Origin of the sequence: Thalassoglobus sp. JC818 (assembly GCF_040717535.1) — a bacterium.
Lineage (GTDB): Bacteria > Planctomycetota > Planctomycetia > Planctomycetales > Planctomycetaceae > Thalassoglobus.
Map to the genome: position 1 here is coordinate 109,708 of NZ_JBFEFI010000001.1, position 15,595 is coordinate 125,302.

Consider the following 15,595-nt stretch of genomic DNA (forward strand, 5'->3'; position numbering starts at 1 on the left):
CTCAGTGTGAAACGCCGCTGAAATTCAGTCCCACGATTCCAACCAGAACCAGTACCAGCGAAATAACTTTGAGAGGATTGATCTGATCTCCGAACATCATGACGCCGATGATCGCAAGCAGCGAAACTCCCAATCCTGACCAGGTCGCATAGACGGTGCTGAGAGGGAAGTGTCTCATAGCCACGCCGAGCAGAGCGAAACACGCAATGTAGAGAACGACAACACAGAACGAATATAAACCGCTGCGTTCATCTCCTTCAGAAGCCAGTTTGAGAAACGTCGTCCCAATTACTTCACAAACAATTGAACTTAACAGCCACAGCCATCCCATATCTCTTCAACTCCGAATCGCCCATCCAATCTGGTCTCAAAGAGATCGTAATAGATCATGTTCATCGAATCTCTGCACTCGCCGAAACTCAATTCTTACGATGAGTGTGAGATTGCTTACAAGTTTCTCAAGATGAAGGATCTTCCAGCGTCAAGCTGCGAGAGATTCAGAGAGGTAAGAGACAATACTCAATTAGGCTTCACCGCGACCGGGGTATTCGTTCTCGATGATGTACTTGAACCCGGAGATCAATTCATCGATGCCGGGCCGAGTGAACGGCATTGTTTGAATCGATGCAGCGTAGAGTTCGCCATTGGGGCGTACAATGAAGAGCCCCGGCTCGCTGAAGATCTCAGGCTCTGCGGATTTGATGGCTTTCGAAACGTAAAGCCCCCACTCGCGGGCCTTCTCGATTGTCAAACCGTAGCCAACGGGTAGATTCTCAATCTTCCATTCGTCCTTGCTGCGAGTCGCTCGTTCCTCAGAGTCGCTGCTGATCGCGACCGCGTAGATTCCCATCGCTTTGAGTTCACCAACTTTTCGATCGATGCTGCGGAGATACGTCTTGCAAATCGGACAGTGAAGGCCGCGATAGAAGAAGACGAAGGTAAAGTTCTCAGGCTGCTGATCAGCGAGAGTCCATTCTGAACCGCCAACAGTTTTCACTGACAGCTCCGGAACTTGAGTTTGAGGCTTAACCATTAATGAACTTCCTCTTCACAGATTCATACGAATGAAGTGATTTAGTTTCGCGGCCAACTCAAGTTCCGATTGACAGCACCGCTAGCAACTCAGTCACGATCAAGCACGATGCGGAAACGTGCTTTCCCACTGCGAAGTCGCTCGAAGGCATCATTGACTTTGCTCATGGGAAAGTGCTCGGTGACAGGGGCGATGTTGTGTCTCGCAGCGAAGTCAAGCATCTTGCGAATCACAACAGGCGGTCCAACCGGCGATGACCCGACGGACAGATTCTTAAACATCATGTGAGGAAGAACATTGACATCCAAAGGTTGGGTCACTGCCCCAGGAAGCTGCAAACTTCCATGCGGTTTCAGAGTGGCCAGAATCGCATTCCAGTCGAGCGGGACGTTGACTGTTGATAGAACGAGATCGAAGCGACCTGCAGCCTTTTTGATCGCAGAAGGATCGCGCGAGTTCACCGTGTCATGGGCTCCCATGTCGAGAGCTTCTTGAACTTTAGATTCGGAAGTGAAGGCTGTGACATGACATCCCCATGCCTTCGCAAACTTCAATCCAAGGTGACCGAGTCCTCCGATCCCCACGACGGCGACGCTGTCCGTCGGTTTCAGATTTGACTGAAACATCGGGTTGAACATCGCGATCCCGCCACACATCAGGGGTCCCGCTTCCGCCGCATCAAGTCCGTCCGGGATCTTGACAACGCTGGCGGCTTCAGCCCGAACAGTGTCAGCGAATCCACCGTGACGCCCCGCGATCGTCGGTTGAGCCTTACCACACAGATTGTGATTGCCGCTCATGCATTGATCACACACCATGCAATATCCCGAGTGCCACCCAAGACCGACTCGATCTCCAACCTTCAAGTGGGAAACATGGTCGCCGACCGCCTTCACTCTTCCGACAACCTCATGTCCAGGCACCAATGGGAACCGTGTCATCCTCCATTCATTATCGACCATGCTAAGGTCACTGTGACAGATTCCGCATGATTCAACGTCGATGTCGACCTGAGTGGCGTCGATCTCCCCCAATTCAAATTCAAAGGGCTCAAATTCTCCTTCGGCTTTGGAAACAGCATAAGCTTTGACGTTCATTGTACTCGATCCCTTCGACAGATTTTGTGACCTTCAAACATCACTACAAGTTCGTAGTCCGGGACATAGAATTGACAACGTCGAATCTGCGAAATGACGTAATCATTGTCGAACGAGCGGATCGACCTCTGATTCACAATTCCCAAAACTCTTCGCATTATGAACTCACGGTAATTGCTCAAATTCTTACCCTGGCACAGCAACCGACCAATCGGTTGGTAGCCTACGCATCCTCCGGCCGCAGATCAACGAAAAACTCCTACCTTTCCGGAAAACCAACTCCTCAATGCCTACGTCAACTGAATCCATTCGAGAGTCTTGCCTTCAACCTACCGGCTGGTAGGATCACTTCATGAAAGAGAAATTGCTTGATGCAGCCGAATCACTTGTTCAAAGTCGTGGCCTGAATGCCGTTACGTTTCAGGACATTGCCGACGCGGTTGGACTGCGCAAGCCCAGCGTGTTCCACCACATCAGGAACAAGGAGGAACTCGTCGATGCGTTGATCGATCGATGCAGCACGAAACATGGCCCCCAGTATATGGAGATTGTCGAGAAGGACACTTCCGCTCCTGAGAAGCTGCGACAAGTCGCGAAAGTCTTTGAAACAGGCTTGAAACAAGACCGCCCGTGCCTCCTCGCTTCACTCGGCGGCGCAGCAGATGCTTTAACTCCAACGGCATTGGCTAAACTGAAGCAAGCTGCGGAAGCAGCGACCGGACGCTTCGCAATGATCTTCATTCAAGGCCGAAAAGAAGAGACACTCGATTTCGAAGGAACGCCAGAAAATGCAGCACTCGCCTTCTTCGCGATGATGCAGGGGTTGCAAACCCTATGTCGAGTCAAAGGAGACACCCGAGCCTTCAAAAGAGCTGCCGCGGCCTACATCGATTCGATCGTCGTTAAGCACTGACATCTCGGTCTCAATCAGAATGTGACCATTCGACTCGTCTCAGTTTTTCTGAAGATGATGAGCACTTCCTGTGCTTATTCGTCTGACTCTGCCAAATTGACGAGAGCTGAAAGCGATCTTTAGAATCAATCGACTCCCTCTCCACTGGCAGAAACAATTGTCTAGGTGGAGTGGTTGTCGCGCGAAGAAACGTCTTTTCAGTTCCAATATGAAAGTCCGTCGATGAGAGTCATTCTTGCTGCGCTCGTACTCTTGTCCTCTCTTTTCTATCCGCTGACGGGGGCCATGGCAGCGGAAAAGCCGAACATCCTGTTCATCTTCGCAGACGACTGGGGCTGGGGCGATTTGAGTTGTCACGGTCACCCCTATGTGAAGACTCCCAACATCGACCGGCTGGCCGAAGAAGGGACCGATTTTCATCGCTTTACGGTTGCCAGCGGTGTTTGTTCTCCGAGCCGCACAGCAGTCATGACCGGGCACTTTCCCGCCCGCTACAACATTGACGGTCACTTCGCCTGGGTGCCGAGTAACGCAAAGCGGAACATGCCCGATTGGCTTTCGCCAAAGGCCCCTCTGCTTCCGAGAATGCTCCAAGACGCAGGTTACGCAACTGCACACTTCGGAAAATGGCATCTTGCCAATGACATGATCCCTGACTCACCAACGCCCGATGTCTATGGCTATGATCGGTACGGAGTCTTTAACTGTTCCGGCGAGCAGATGCCTGTTCATGAAGACGCAATGCACACCGTGCAATTCATCGAAGAATCTGTGCGAGATGAAAAGCCTTTCTTCGTCAACCTGTGGCTGCATGAACCCCACACTCCATTTCATACCGTCCCAAAATACGAGTGGCGATTTCGACACATTGAGGACCGAGCAGCTCAAATCTATGCGTCGGTCCTTTCTCACGCCGACGATCGCATTGGAGAAGTTCTGGATGCTTTAGACCGCCTCGGTGTGACCGAGAACACACTTGTCATTTTCAGCTCCGATAACGGTCCCGCACGAGATTCGAACGAAGCAGACTTGACACTCAGTTACGACACAGCAACCGGAGCCGGTTGGGGAATCGCCGCGTCGAAAGGCATCACGGGTGGTCGTCGAGGATTCAAAGCCTCTCTCTTCGAAGGAGGTGTCGGCGTTCCTTTCATCGCACGCTGGCCGGGAACAATTGCCGCTGGGAAAGTCGACGATCGGTCTCTCATCTCAGCGGTCGATCTCCTACCGACCTTCTGCGAAATCACCGGTGCCGAATTTCCGATCGGATATCAACCCGATGGTGTCAGCCAGGTCTCCGTCCTCTTAGGAACTCCAGCTCCGGAGCGTGAGAAGCCATTGTTCTGGAAATACCCATCACGCTGGCCAGCAGCAAAGAATCGTCCTGATCACTGGGTTTCATATGCTGTTGTTTCGAAGAACTGGAAACTGGTCAGTAACGCTGATGGAAGTCACGTCGAGCTCTACGACATCGCGGCCAGCCCGCTTGAACGAACAGATGTCAAACAGTCAAACGCTGATGTCGTCATCGAACTCAAGAAGCAACTTGAGGACTGGCAAGCGACTCTGCCAGATCATCCGACGGGTGATGTCTTCTCGGAAGAGCGCAAGTCACTGACTCAGGAGTGAAGTACTGAATCAGCCCATCGCAACTCTCGCTACACAGATACGGACTTGAGCCTCTACACTAAGCCGTTCCTCGAATGCGACTTCTCGAAAAATTCGCGTGCAGTGTGCGATTTCGTCACCCAAACGCAGTAAAGTTCCCGCAAACGATTCAGCCCCAGCTTCGTGAAGACCAAAGGATTTGTTGTGACAGAGAATGCCATAGAGAAGTTCAGCCTCAAAGACCAACTTTTCAATTCCGAACGAGTCAATTACCTCGCTGATCTTTTCGTGGCTGCTGACCCGCAATTCGACAAAAACAACTTCGTTCGACGGGCGATGGATGGACTGACGAAACTCGAGTTGAAACAACGAATCGTTCACCTTGCGAGCACTCTTGAGAACTTTGTCTCGGATGATTTTCGAATAGCAACGCAACAAATCACAGCTGCACTTCCGCCACAGTTGGACCCATCCAAATCCGACAACGACTTCGGTGACTTCATCTTCGCACCGCTGGGAGAGTATGTCGTCCGAAATGGGTTGAGAAAGAAAGACGTCAAAGTCTCGCTACGAACTCTAAAGCAGTTAACCATGCGGTTTTCGATGGAGGACGCAATCCGCTCCTTTATCAATGAGCATACTGAAGTCACGATGACCGAATTAGCCAAGTGGGCGAAGGACCGCAATTACCATGTGAGACGACTTGCGAGTGAAGGAACTCGTCCCCGATTGCCATGGTCCGGCCGACTCGTGATTCCTCACACATCAGCAATCCCGATCCTTGACACACTCCATGCAGATCCCACGCGGTATGTCACTCGCTCTGTTGCCAATCACCTGAATGATATCGCCAAGTCGGAACCCTCGGTGGTAATTGAGACATTAACTCGCTGGCGAGAACTTGCGATTCAGGACGACAAAGAACTGGACTGGATGACCAAACACGCCCTGCGAACTCTGATTAAGAAAGGAGATCCGAAGGCTCTCGAAGTCTTAGGCTTTCGTTCGAATCCCAAGGTGGAAGTCAAGCAGTTTCAACTCGAACGTCAAGCGATCAAGTTCGGTGAAGCGGTTGAGTTCTCTTTTGACGTCTCTGCTCTCCGAGACGAACGAGTTCTCATCGACTATGTAATCGACTTCATGAAGTCCAATGGGACCACCAATCCCAAGGTCTACAAACTCCTTCACCTGGATCTGAAAAAGGGATCAACTGTTCCAATCCAAAAGAAGCACGTCCTCAAAGCAAATGCGACGACTTACAAACTCTACCCAGGAACTCACGGACTCACGCTGCAAGTCAACGGCCAGTCAATGGGCCAACTCTCTTTTGAACTTAGCAAGTAGATCGAGACGCCGCTCATGTCGTCATTCTATCCGATGTGTAAAATCACTCCGAGATCAAGACGATACTGTTGAGTTCGATCGTGGGATTGGATCGATGCGACTTCAACCTGTTGAGCTGATCGGACGTCAATCGACACCCACGTAAATTGAGATGCGCCAGATTCGGAAGATTTAAAATGGCTTGAATGTCTGATTCGACGAAGCAGATGCAAATCAGATTCAACTCTTCAATTTCTTTGCGAGTTGACAGCCATTCGGCCAACTCATCGGCGGGCCCGTATCCTTCGAAATAGACGATTTTGGTGCCGCATGGTTTCGGAGATTTTTCCAGACGACCTGCTTCTATCAGTCGAATGTTGATACAGACACTCTCTGCAGAAGAGCGACCAGTCAAGGGAGAGTCTTGCTTTGCAGAGAGACTCCTAGCTAAGCCCGCTGTCCATAACGAAAACACCAGCCCAAGCAGCATCAGCATTCGCTTGCGTTTGATCAACACCGTCATTGACTCCTAGTCGAGGGGCGAGTCATCCTCCTTGAAGATAAAATGCGGGTTTCTTCAATGATTGCCGCTGCTGACTGTGTTCGGCTGCCCAAAACACAACCAACCGTCATGCACATCTTGTGCATGTAACACAGGTGTACGCGATCAATTCCGCAGCGTCAAGTCGGTCGCATTCTTAATCACGCGGGGGAGTCGTTTCCCGTCGAACATTCTTCGCTTCCCATGCTCTCACGCGACGGCGAGCTTGATCGAAAATGCGCTCGTAGTTTCCTTTGAGTAAGAGGTGCCTGGACTCCGGCGTCAATTCTGCCAACAGAGGTTGGTACATTTCGTAAACTTCGAGGTACTGGTCCTGTGTTTTCGGCCCGACACAATCAGTCCCAAATAAAAAGCGTGTCGGGAAGCGGTTGATGAGGTCAGCCGTTGCTTTAATTGCTTCCGGTTTTCCGACCAGGTACTTCGCGGTTTCGTCCCATGAAATGTCAAAGTGGATGTTCTTGGACTCTCGCTCACGTAATCCCCGTTCAGCCATCGCTAATTGATCCTTGACCGGCCTGACAACACGGCCCAAACCAATGTGTGCCCAGATGATGGTCGTCTCGGGATGTCGATCGGCAAGTTCTTTCAGCTTCACCACGATATAGGGATCTTGATCCGGGCGAGGGAAGGGGGTGTCGACATCGCAATGCAGGACAACCGGCAGTCCGACCTCGGCGGCGAATTCCAGAATACGATCCAGAGCTTTGTTCTCGAGCGTGGCGACTTCGCCCGAGATCTTCGAAGAGACGAATTCCTTATGGATCGAGAATTCCCCGATACCTGAAAAGACTCCAGGAAATGTCATCAAAACTCGACGAATGTGATCGGCGGCATACATGTCGGTCGGATTAAATCCGGTGATCATGGGATCAAACCGCTTTCGCTCTTCAGGCGAGAGACGCAGATACTCGTGAGCGATGATCGCATCGGTGAATGAGTAATAGTAGAGCGGGGCATCGGTCTGGGTGTAGTACGTCGGCGCAAAGTCTCCGGTGTTGGCGTACATCCATTGTTGCTGCAATGGAATTCCACACACCATGCTTCGCCCCACCTTACCATCCATGAGCTTCAGAAACTCCGACAAACTGGGGCCTTCCTGGACATAGTTCGTCAGGTGAAAGTGCGAGTCGTGAAAGAGAAAGTCGTCGTCGGATTCCGGTTCAGCCGCAATCACTGTATGTGAAAGACAGCACAGCGAAATGACGAAAACACTCCACTTCAATGAGTGCAGCAAGGAGCGATACATTGAATCTTCCTGGTTGATGAACCGGCTGCGAATTGAGCTGCCTTGAACCGCCAGCGATCGACGTGATTACGAACTCTCAGTGTGACTCATCTCAATGTGACACAAGTCGGAATCCTCTGCAGCATTCCGAGACACTGCGAGACCTTATTTCGGGATACGGATGTAAATCTGATGGAACTCATCCTGAACTGAAGGAATCGGCTCGCGAGGAGTCAGGTTCATCACCAGATCGTGGTCCAGTTGCTGTACACGATATTTCCAACCTTCCGGGAGATGCTGAAACTCCTCGCCCAGTGTTGCGAGCTGATCGGCCGGAATCTTGTGTCCTTGCAAAACGTAGACATGACCATCGGGATCAATGAGTTGGTAAATCGAGCTGCCTGCTTTCCAAAGTAGGTTCTGATACTTTGCGGGGTTGAACACCGTGTACTTTGGAATCTCCAGTGTTCCTGCTGGAAGGTGGGCTCCAAAGACCATCTTGATACCAGCCACCTCCACCGGTTCAGAGGCCATCACCCCCACTTCATCCATCGACCACCATTGTGGTCCGTTCTTTTGAACAGAATTCGCACCAAAATCCGCGGCGATCTCTTGAACGTCAAGATTGTTCCACCAGTCCAGATCGGCTGGGGCGAGAGGTGAGGTGCTGTAAATGTCGTTTCCATTCTCTCCGTAGTTGAAGACGAGTTCGCAATACAAATATCCACGCGAATCCTTCAAGCTCTGCATCGTCAATGATTTCTGTTGACCGTTCCCGGTTGTCATCATGATTTGACTGTCTTGCTCATCATTCATCGTGACCTCGAATTCTTCTTTCGTCGTATAGAAACCGCGTGGGAAGTATTCCCCCATCACACTCTTTCCAGTGCCAGCTTTGACAATGTTGTCCGGACGTTCCGCCCAGCCTGGATTGTTGCCCATAATTCGCAAGATCAACATTCCGAAGTCTGAACGGTTTCGAGAATCGGCAAGTCCCTCGCCCCGCGGACTCCACTGAACCCAGGCCACCCCGTTCTCAAACGTCGCATTGGCAGGTCGGTCTTCCGGTCGACTGACAACAATTGTGTATTGGCGATTCTCGTCAAGAGGGATCTGGAAATCGGTCAGACCGTCAACGACTTGTCCACTCGGAACCGATTCGCAGCTGACAAGAGACCAATATTGTGTCTGCGTTTCAGGAATTGTCGTTGCACCACGATCATCGGCGCCCGCATAAGTGTCGGGAAACGTCGGCATCTTCCCTTTCATGACATAGACCGGACCGAATTTCCGTGACAAATACGTCACGAGGTAGGGGCCTTCGCCTCCTCCTTCAACAGGTCCATCAAAGGGAATTTTGGCGCGATCTTCTGAAGACTTGAATGCTCCCACGACGCCGTACTGAATCGTCGTGAACTTCTCCCACTCGGGTGGATTTCGAGCCGGAGCGGTCGCTGGAGATAATGCTGGATCGTTGTCTTCAGCATGCACGAGTTGAACCCACTGATCCGTGGTCATGGGCTGTGTGGTTTCCCCCACGATCGGCCGTCCAAACTGCTCGATCACCTGTTCTTGCGAGAGTTCCGTCCCGTCAGTGAGTCTTCCAGTGTACGTCGGAAAACCTTGCCCGCCGAACGATGTAGCAGGCGGTCCCCAACCGGTTCCGTCCTGATCCTGATCGGGCAAATAGATTCGAATCACGCCTTGAATCTCTTTCCCTTCCCGACCGACATACAACGTATTCGGGCCCCGGTGACCTGGATTCTCGGGTGGGTCTTTCGCCAGAACCTGAATGGTGAAATCTCGATGTTCGTTCAATCGATCTTCCCCAGAGACAAACGGATTGATCGAACCGGAGTCGGGCTCAATCTCATGCCCTTTGAGTGATTCGCCGAAAGCAACAAACGTATTCCGTTCAAATTTGTAGAGAGCAAATTGAAAGAACCTTGCGTACGGAAAGCTTCCTTGCAAGTTCATCGAACTGCCTGCAGGCAGAGCGAAGCGTCCGATGAAATACGTCGACCGCATATCCGGCCAGAGATTGGGATTCTGAATCGGCTTGGGATTCTCCAGATAGTTCCAGTAAACCCAGCCTCTTGGTCCCTGAAACAGTCCGTCGTGGCCATACCGTTCGTCAGTCCGAATCGTGCTCTCCAGCGAGCGATCCCCAAATCGAAGCGGATTGGATGGAATCCGCAAAGGGTGGCGACTTTGATTCGTAGACTGGGCGAGAAGACTTTGACTCCCAATAGCGAACACGAGAGAGAGCGTCCAACAGGCGCCTATAACCTGGAGCCTTTTCCACCGGCCGAAATGCTTATGCATTGACGATCTCCACAATCGGGATAATGACCATCCATTTCTCAATCAAATCGCTGCGATTCTCTGCCGATATTAAAGCAGATTCAATTCAAGTTTGTAGCGATGCGGTCAAGCAAACGCTTCTTCCGGACAAAGAAACGACGACGGGGCAGGGGAGAAAAACCTACAGGAAGCTCTCAGCGAGTTGCCCTTCGATAACTCGATCTTCGACTGCTTTCGAGAGCGGTCGGCGCGTCTAGAGCACTGATTTTGGAATCCGATCAATCAGCGACTCATTCAAATGATAGCTCCACACCTAAGCACAAGACAGCAGCGATTGTCATTCGCCAGAATCAGAGTGCCGGAGTCACTTGCGGAATGATTCGGATGAAGGTTCGAGAAAGAGGTCACATACGAGGGACGATTCGAACACTTGAGTCCGTTGCCATAGTGGCTCTCGATGGCACCAACGGAAGGAATTACGGAACCCAGATGGCCCATGCAGCGACGAGAACAATCGTTCCCGCGAATGCGGTGATTACTCCGGAGAGTCGGCGGCGACGCAGGTAGAACAACAGACCGAAACCGGAAATCGACAGGAGCATCGTGAGAATGGCCGAAATATCAATGACCAGACTCCATTCCGCTCCCGTGTCTCGGCCCTTGTGCAGGTCGTTCATCACAGCCATCAAACCGCTCGCAGTTTCTGTCAGCATGTAATCCCCGGTTTCGTGATCGAGGAAAATATCTGCCGCGTAGCCCGGCCCTTTGAATACGATCATACACTCAAATTCGTCGACTTCGAATTCGGTCACGCGTCCCTTGAGGTGATGCTCCGCACGGAGCCATTCAGCGATGGCAAGCTCGTCGACCGTGATATTCAACTCCGATTCATCGTCCTGCGGACCTGACGGACTTTCGACAACGATTCCAATGACCGAATCGGGAATCTGTCCATCCAAGTCGCGCATCGTTTGCTCACCAGCTCCGAACCAGGTTGGATGGTTCAGAGTAATCCCAGTGAACGCGAAGAACATTAGAGTGGCGAAACCGAACATCGAGAAGTAGATGTGAACCCATCGAAATGCAGCTGCGCTCGCTGCATACAATTTCCGCTTTCGCACAGGTCTCGGAGTTTCGTCGACGAGACCGGTTGACGTGACCATAAAATGAATTCCACAAGCAGAAATCGATTCTCAAACGATAGAGGCTCTCATCGAGAGCGGGAGGCAACTTAACAGTTTATTCCGAGGGTTGCGAATTGGACCATGGCACATACCGATAGGAAACTTGATCGATTTCCTGATTGCCTTCGAGTTTCTGAATGTCGATTGGATCACTGCCAAGCTGGACCGATTTCCGAATAATCTGATACGTCCCGTGTTCGCGGGCAGCTTCCAGGCAGAGTGTGTACTGACCGGGAGGCAGCTTCTTTCCCAAATTGTCTGTTCCATCGAAGTGAGCACTATACTCTCCCGCCCCACGGGTCGCCGAGGAAGTAGTCTCGATCAGATTTGTCTCTTCGACGATTCTTCGAAGTCGGTCGCTGCGGTACCAGCGAGTCAAATCTCGATACCACCTTGGCCCCGGTTGTGTTTTCATCATCCACAAGACAGATGTTTTCACCGGGTAACCATCTTGGTCTTCAAGCCAGACTGCGACGTACGGGCGCCGATATCGTCCACCGGATTGCCGCGGCAAACTGAAGTCAACGAAAAGCCCATTGGTCGGTTTCTTCTCTTCGACAGAGTCTTCAGCTGCTTCTTCCTCGTCTTCTTGAAACACAACAAAGCTTAACTGCGTGCGAGATTCATTCGTTGGCCACCCCGAAGAGAAAGCCACGATTCCCCGTTCGTCAGCAATCAAACACTCATAACCCGGGAGGGTTTCAATCAATCGAATCCCTTCACGCACTCCGAGAACGCTGACAGATGTCGCAGCTGCGTCGGCTTCCATCGCAGTGGGCGCAATGACCGTGGCACTGACGACTTCCTTCACAGGCTGCCCGTCACACGGGTTTAAGATGTGTGAGTGTTTGTGGCCATCAATTTCGAAGTTGCGGTGATAGCCTCCACTCGTCGCCAAACCAACTTCCCCGACGACTTCCACCTTCGCGAGCGGAGTTGCCCCGATTGCTGGATTCGCTGGATCGGCAATAGAAACTGTCAGCGACTCTTGACCGGTCTTACGCAGATCCCCACCAATATTGACAGTCACCTGCCGCACCTGTGGAAAACGAGTTGTGATCAATTGGTTGACAGAATCGAGGATATAGCCTTTGGCAAGTCCATCGAGGCTGATTTGAAGATCATCGCTGCGATCGAAAATATTGTTCGCCTGCTGTTGCCACGGTTTTGAACCTAGCTGTTTAACGATCCCATCGAGAAGCTCTTGTGGTGGAACTTTTTGATCTTTCTCAGCCTGCTTCCAAACAGCAGTGAACGCACCGGAGCGAACGTCGAATGCTCCTCCCGTGCGCTGCCTCCATTGCTCGGCCTGAGTCAGAACGATCGCCAAGTCATCCGAAACTCCTGCAGTTAACTCTCCGCGTTGCCATCGCATCAACTCGCTATCAACTTTGTACCGACTTAAGACCTGATCAAGACGACCGATTTCGGCAAGCACGGTTGACTCGACCTGCTCGGCCAACTCTTTTGAGTCGGCTTCGACACGTAGTTCAAACGATGTCCCTAACACGTTCTCGTGGAAGAACTGAAATTCTTCGGCAAGTGTAGAAGCTGCTGGCAGCAAAGCACCGAAGAGGGCCAGTAGCGGCAGAAGAGTTCTGATCGTATTCATGAAATAATGATCTTCTGTATAAAAACAAGAACGAAGCTGTCGTAACGGAAGCGAGTCGATGAAGGCTGCTCGATTCAAATTGGAATCTAGCACTGCGTCCACTCACTCCGAAAACTCTTTCATCCGCTCGTTGGAATCACTCGATCAACGGCCATGTGAGGCACCCCACTTCGGTCCCAACTCAGCATCCGCATCCAATTTCGAAGTGGATTCGAACGCGATCGGTAGCGCTCAACCAGCTTTGACAGAGAACAATTTCTCACCAGTCCGTAAGATCACCCGGTCACCTGCGAGGATGGCTGCATAGATCGTTAAACCATTTTCTGTGTCGCCAGATTCTGATGCTGTAGGAATTTCCAATTCAGTAATCATCTCGTTCGAATCACCAATTCCCCCGATGACGAGTTTTCCATCTTTGAGTGGAAGAAATATCCGTTGATTCATCGCAATCGGTGTCGCCCAGACGCTTCCTCCAACTCGTTCGGCGTACATTTCTTCTCCCGAACTTGCGTCGACACAATACATCACTCCGGTGCGGTTAATGAAGAAACAACGGCCCTCAGCCATGATTGGCGAGCCAAAAGAACTCGTCGCACGTTTGGATTGCCAAAGATAATTCGCTTGCCAGTCTCCGTTAGAGTTCCTGGCGATTTGAACAATCCCGTTCGATTGTGCAGCTCTACCCGATTCAGACTCTCCGCGACCATCAGTTGCCCCGATCAGAAATTGACCGTTCCCAACTGGAATTGGTGTCGGTGTTGTATTTCCGGAAATCTCATCGAATTGCCACAGTCGATCTCCTGTGCCCGGATCAATTCCAACGAGCATTCCCGATCCGCTGAAAACGAGATGCTGAGCACTCTCAACATCAACGAGTCGCGGACTTGACCAACTGGTGACACCTAAGCCTTCAACCTTCCAAATGTTCTCACCCGTCGATTTATCAACGGCAAGAATGTAAGGCTCGGTGCTCCGTTCGACCCACACAAAAACGGAATCCTTCGATTGCTCCAAAGAAGAACCGATCCCGTGCCGTGCATCGATCGCGCCGTAATCTGCAACAAGGTCTCGCTGCCAGCGGACTTCCCCCTCATGCGACAGAGCGATTACGTTGCCACCTTCAAAAAAGGCGATCACACCCGCTTCATCGACGACAGGTGTCGGGGCCGCTTTACTGACATAGTTGGAGCTTTCCTGCGGTGTTGCATTCGGAAACTCATGTTTCCAGCGTTGTTTGCCAGTCTCCAATGTGAACGCAGAAACTCTTAGCGTTTCTTTATTCTCACCGGAAACAGAAGTGACATACAGAGCGCCATTCCAGGCTACCGGGCTGGACTGCCCATAGCCCTCAACGTCAGTTGTCCATTCAAGTTCGTACTCACCTTCGTCATTGTGACCTGATTCACCTGTGCGTTGCACTCTTCCCCCGTCTTGAAACGAACTCCAGTCGTCCGATGCGGCGGAGCGATTACCGATAAGCAGCGACAACAGTGAAGTAAGCACAATGACTTGATGAAGATCACCGAGCATGCGGGTGTTGATCTGACGAAAATCGTTTGTCACGCGGGTTCTCCCAAACATTCCAGTAAATTGTTGACTTCCGATGCTCGTTCTATTTAGCGCAGCCACCGGAGGGAACTGACGACTGCGTGGCTTGAAGCGTGTTAGTCGCCGTTGAACTGAGAAGTGAACAGCTTTACAGAGCATCATGAAGATGCCTACCGCCAGGAATATTTCCAGATGCAATGCGAGTAATTCGAATGAGTCCATCTCGAATCAATCCTTTCACATATCGATGCGAACACTTGTCAGCAGTCGCTCAGATACTCTCTCAGTTCGAGTTGAAGTAGCTTCTCACGACACAAAATCACCCGTCGGTAGTCACCGACACTCTGATACAGCTCAACAATTCGCTGCAAACACTTGTGACAATTCACCTGTTTGATCTGCTCGATAGAAAGGTCTCGAACCAGTTCGTAAGCAGCATCTTCTCTCTGCTGGCCAACGAGCAGTTTCGCCAGTCCAATGCGATAGCAAGCCCGTTCCGGTTCCAGCGAAATCGCGTGACGAGCCAATGCCTCAATAACACTTGATGGATATCCGCACCGGCCGACATAGTATCCCAGATCATAAAACGCCTGAGCATGATCGGGGTCCTTTTCTGTCGCAGTGCGAGCTGCTTGAAGCGCGAACCCCGGTTCACCGAGCGAGTCCAGTCCCGCCGCCACCTGCAGTAACAACTCCGTTGTGAGTACAGGTTCGTTGACTAAGTCGACCAAGAGATCGCGTCCAAGTTCCTCCTGTCCGACTCTCGCATACCCCAGAGCAAGGCAAACACGAGTCACGGATCGCAGAGGCACATAAAGAGTGGCTCGTTCAATCGCAGAGACAGAAACAGCGATTCGCCCGCGACTATATTGAATGAGACCGAGCAGCTCCCATCCGCGACCGTCTTCCTTCTTACGACGAAGGAATTCTTTGATCAACAGAAGTGAATTCTCAAACTCGCCTGCCTCATAGGCTTTAAGAGCATCTTCGAACAAGCCAGTCATCATACTGTCATTCCAAGAAGTACTAACCGATGGAAACATTCACCGTTGTCAACTTTCAGATGACACCTGAATTCAAGCTGCTCAAAGCAGAATGAATTTCTTCTGACACAATAAATTGCTGGCTGCCTGGGCAAATGGCCCTGGGTGGCTGGCTGATTTTTCGAGTTTGAGTGGCCGACCCT

General features: G+C 51.3%; 13 protein-coding genes. 3 read left to right on the forward strand and 10 right to left on the reverse strand.

Annotated features, from left to right (window positions below; genetic code table 11):
* Window position 1: 1 nt before the first annotated feature.
* From AB1L42_RS00400 to AB1L42_RS00410, 3 genes are all read right to left on the reverse strand, one after another.
* Window positions 2-331 (reverse strand): multidrug efflux SMR transporter, encoded by a 330-nt coding sequence (locus tag AB1L42_RS00400; RefSeq protein ID WP_367049983.1) that lies wholly within the window; start codon window positions 329-331, stop codon window positions 2-4.
* A gap of 192 nt (window positions 332-523) precedes the next feature.
* Window positions 524-1,033, reverse strand: coding sequence for a peroxiredoxin-like family protein (locus AB1L42_RS00405; protein ID WP_367049985.1), 510 nt, complete (start codon window positions 1,031-1,033; stop codon window positions 524-526).
* Window positions 1,034-1,122: 89 nt separating this feature from the next.
* Entirely contained in the window at window positions 1,123-2,130 is a 1,008-nt protein-coding gene (locus tag AB1L42_RS00410; RefSeq protein WP_367049987.1) for an NAD(P)-dependent alcohol dehydrogenase, read from the reverse strand.
* Between the two features lie 352 nt (window positions 2,131-2,482).
* Between AB1L42_RS00410 and AB1L42_RS00415 the strand changes: the two genes are divergently transcribed.
* The 3 genes from AB1L42_RS00415 (at window position 2,483) to AB1L42_RS00425 (ending at window position 5,995) form a co-directional block, all read left to right on the forward strand.
* Window positions 2,483-3,043, forward strand: a complete 561-nt coding sequence (locus AB1L42_RS00415) for a TetR/AcrR family transcriptional regulator (protein WP_367049989.1) — start codon at window positions 2,483-2,485, stop codon at window positions 3,041-3,043.
* A gap of 285 nt (window positions 3,044-3,328) precedes the next feature.
* Window positions 3,329-4,672, forward strand: a complete 1,344-nt coding sequence (locus AB1L42_RS00420; protein WP_367051673.1) for a sulfatase-like hydrolase/transferase — start codon at window positions 3,329-3,331, stop codon at window positions 4,670-4,672.
* 183 nt (window positions 4,673-4,855) lie between these two features.
* Window positions 4,856-5,995 carry a hypothetical protein gene (locus AB1L42_RS00425; protein WP_367049991.1) on the forward strand — a complete coding sequence of 380 codons (1,140 nt, stop codon included), beginning with the start codon at window positions 4,856-4,858 and terminating at the stop codon, window positions 5,993-5,995.
* Between the two features lie 43 nt (window positions 5,996-6,038).
* On the opposite strand, the gene AB1L42_RS00430 is transcribed toward AB1L42_RS00425, so the two are convergent.
* From AB1L42_RS00430 to AB1L42_RS00460, 7 genes are all read right to left on the reverse strand, one after another.
* Window positions 6,039-6,491 carry a hypothetical protein gene (locus AB1L42_RS00430; RefSeq protein WP_367049993.1) on the reverse strand — a complete coding sequence of 151 codons (453 nt, stop codon included), beginning with the start codon at window positions 6,489-6,491 and terminating at the stop codon, window positions 6,039-6,041.
* A gap of 181 nt (window positions 6,492-6,672) precedes the next feature.
* Window positions 6,673-7,782: an amidohydrolase family protein gene (locus AB1L42_RS00435; protein WP_367049995.1), complete on the reverse strand. Its 1,110-nt coding sequence runs from the start codon at window positions 7,780-7,782 to the stop codon at window positions 6,673-6,675.
* 144 nt (window positions 7,783-7,926) lie between these two features.
* Window positions 7,927-9,960, reverse strand: a complete 2,034-nt coding sequence (locus AB1L42_RS00440) for a hypothetical protein (protein WP_367049997.1) — start codon at window positions 9,958-9,960, stop codon at window positions 7,927-7,929.
* Between the two features lie 581 nt (window positions 9,961-10,541).
* Window positions 10,542-11,228 carry a PepSY-associated TM helix domain-containing protein gene (locus AB1L42_RS00445; protein WP_367049999.1) on the reverse strand — a complete coding sequence of 229 codons (687 nt, stop codon included), beginning with the start codon at window positions 11,226-11,228 and terminating at the stop codon, window positions 10,542-10,544.
* 76 nt (window positions 11,229-11,304) lie between these two features.
* Window positions 11,305-12,861, reverse strand: coding sequence for a DUF2271 domain-containing protein (locus AB1L42_RS00450; protein ID WP_367050001.1), 1,557 nt, complete (start codon window positions 12,859-12,861; stop codon window positions 11,305-11,307).
* Between the two features lie 231 nt (window positions 12,862-13,092).
* A complete protein-coding gene (locus AB1L42_RS00455) occupies window positions 13,093-14,424 on the reverse strand; it encodes a PQQ-binding-like beta-propeller repeat protein (protein WP_367050003.1) in 1,332 nt (443 codons plus the stop codon).
* A gap of 245 nt (window positions 14,425-14,669) precedes the next feature.
* Window positions 14,670-15,416: a hypothetical protein gene (locus AB1L42_RS00460; RefSeq protein ID WP_367050005.1), complete on the reverse strand. Its 747-nt coding sequence runs from the start codon at window positions 15,414-15,416 to the stop codon at window positions 14,670-14,672.
* Window positions 15,417-15,595: the final 179 nt, after the last annotated feature.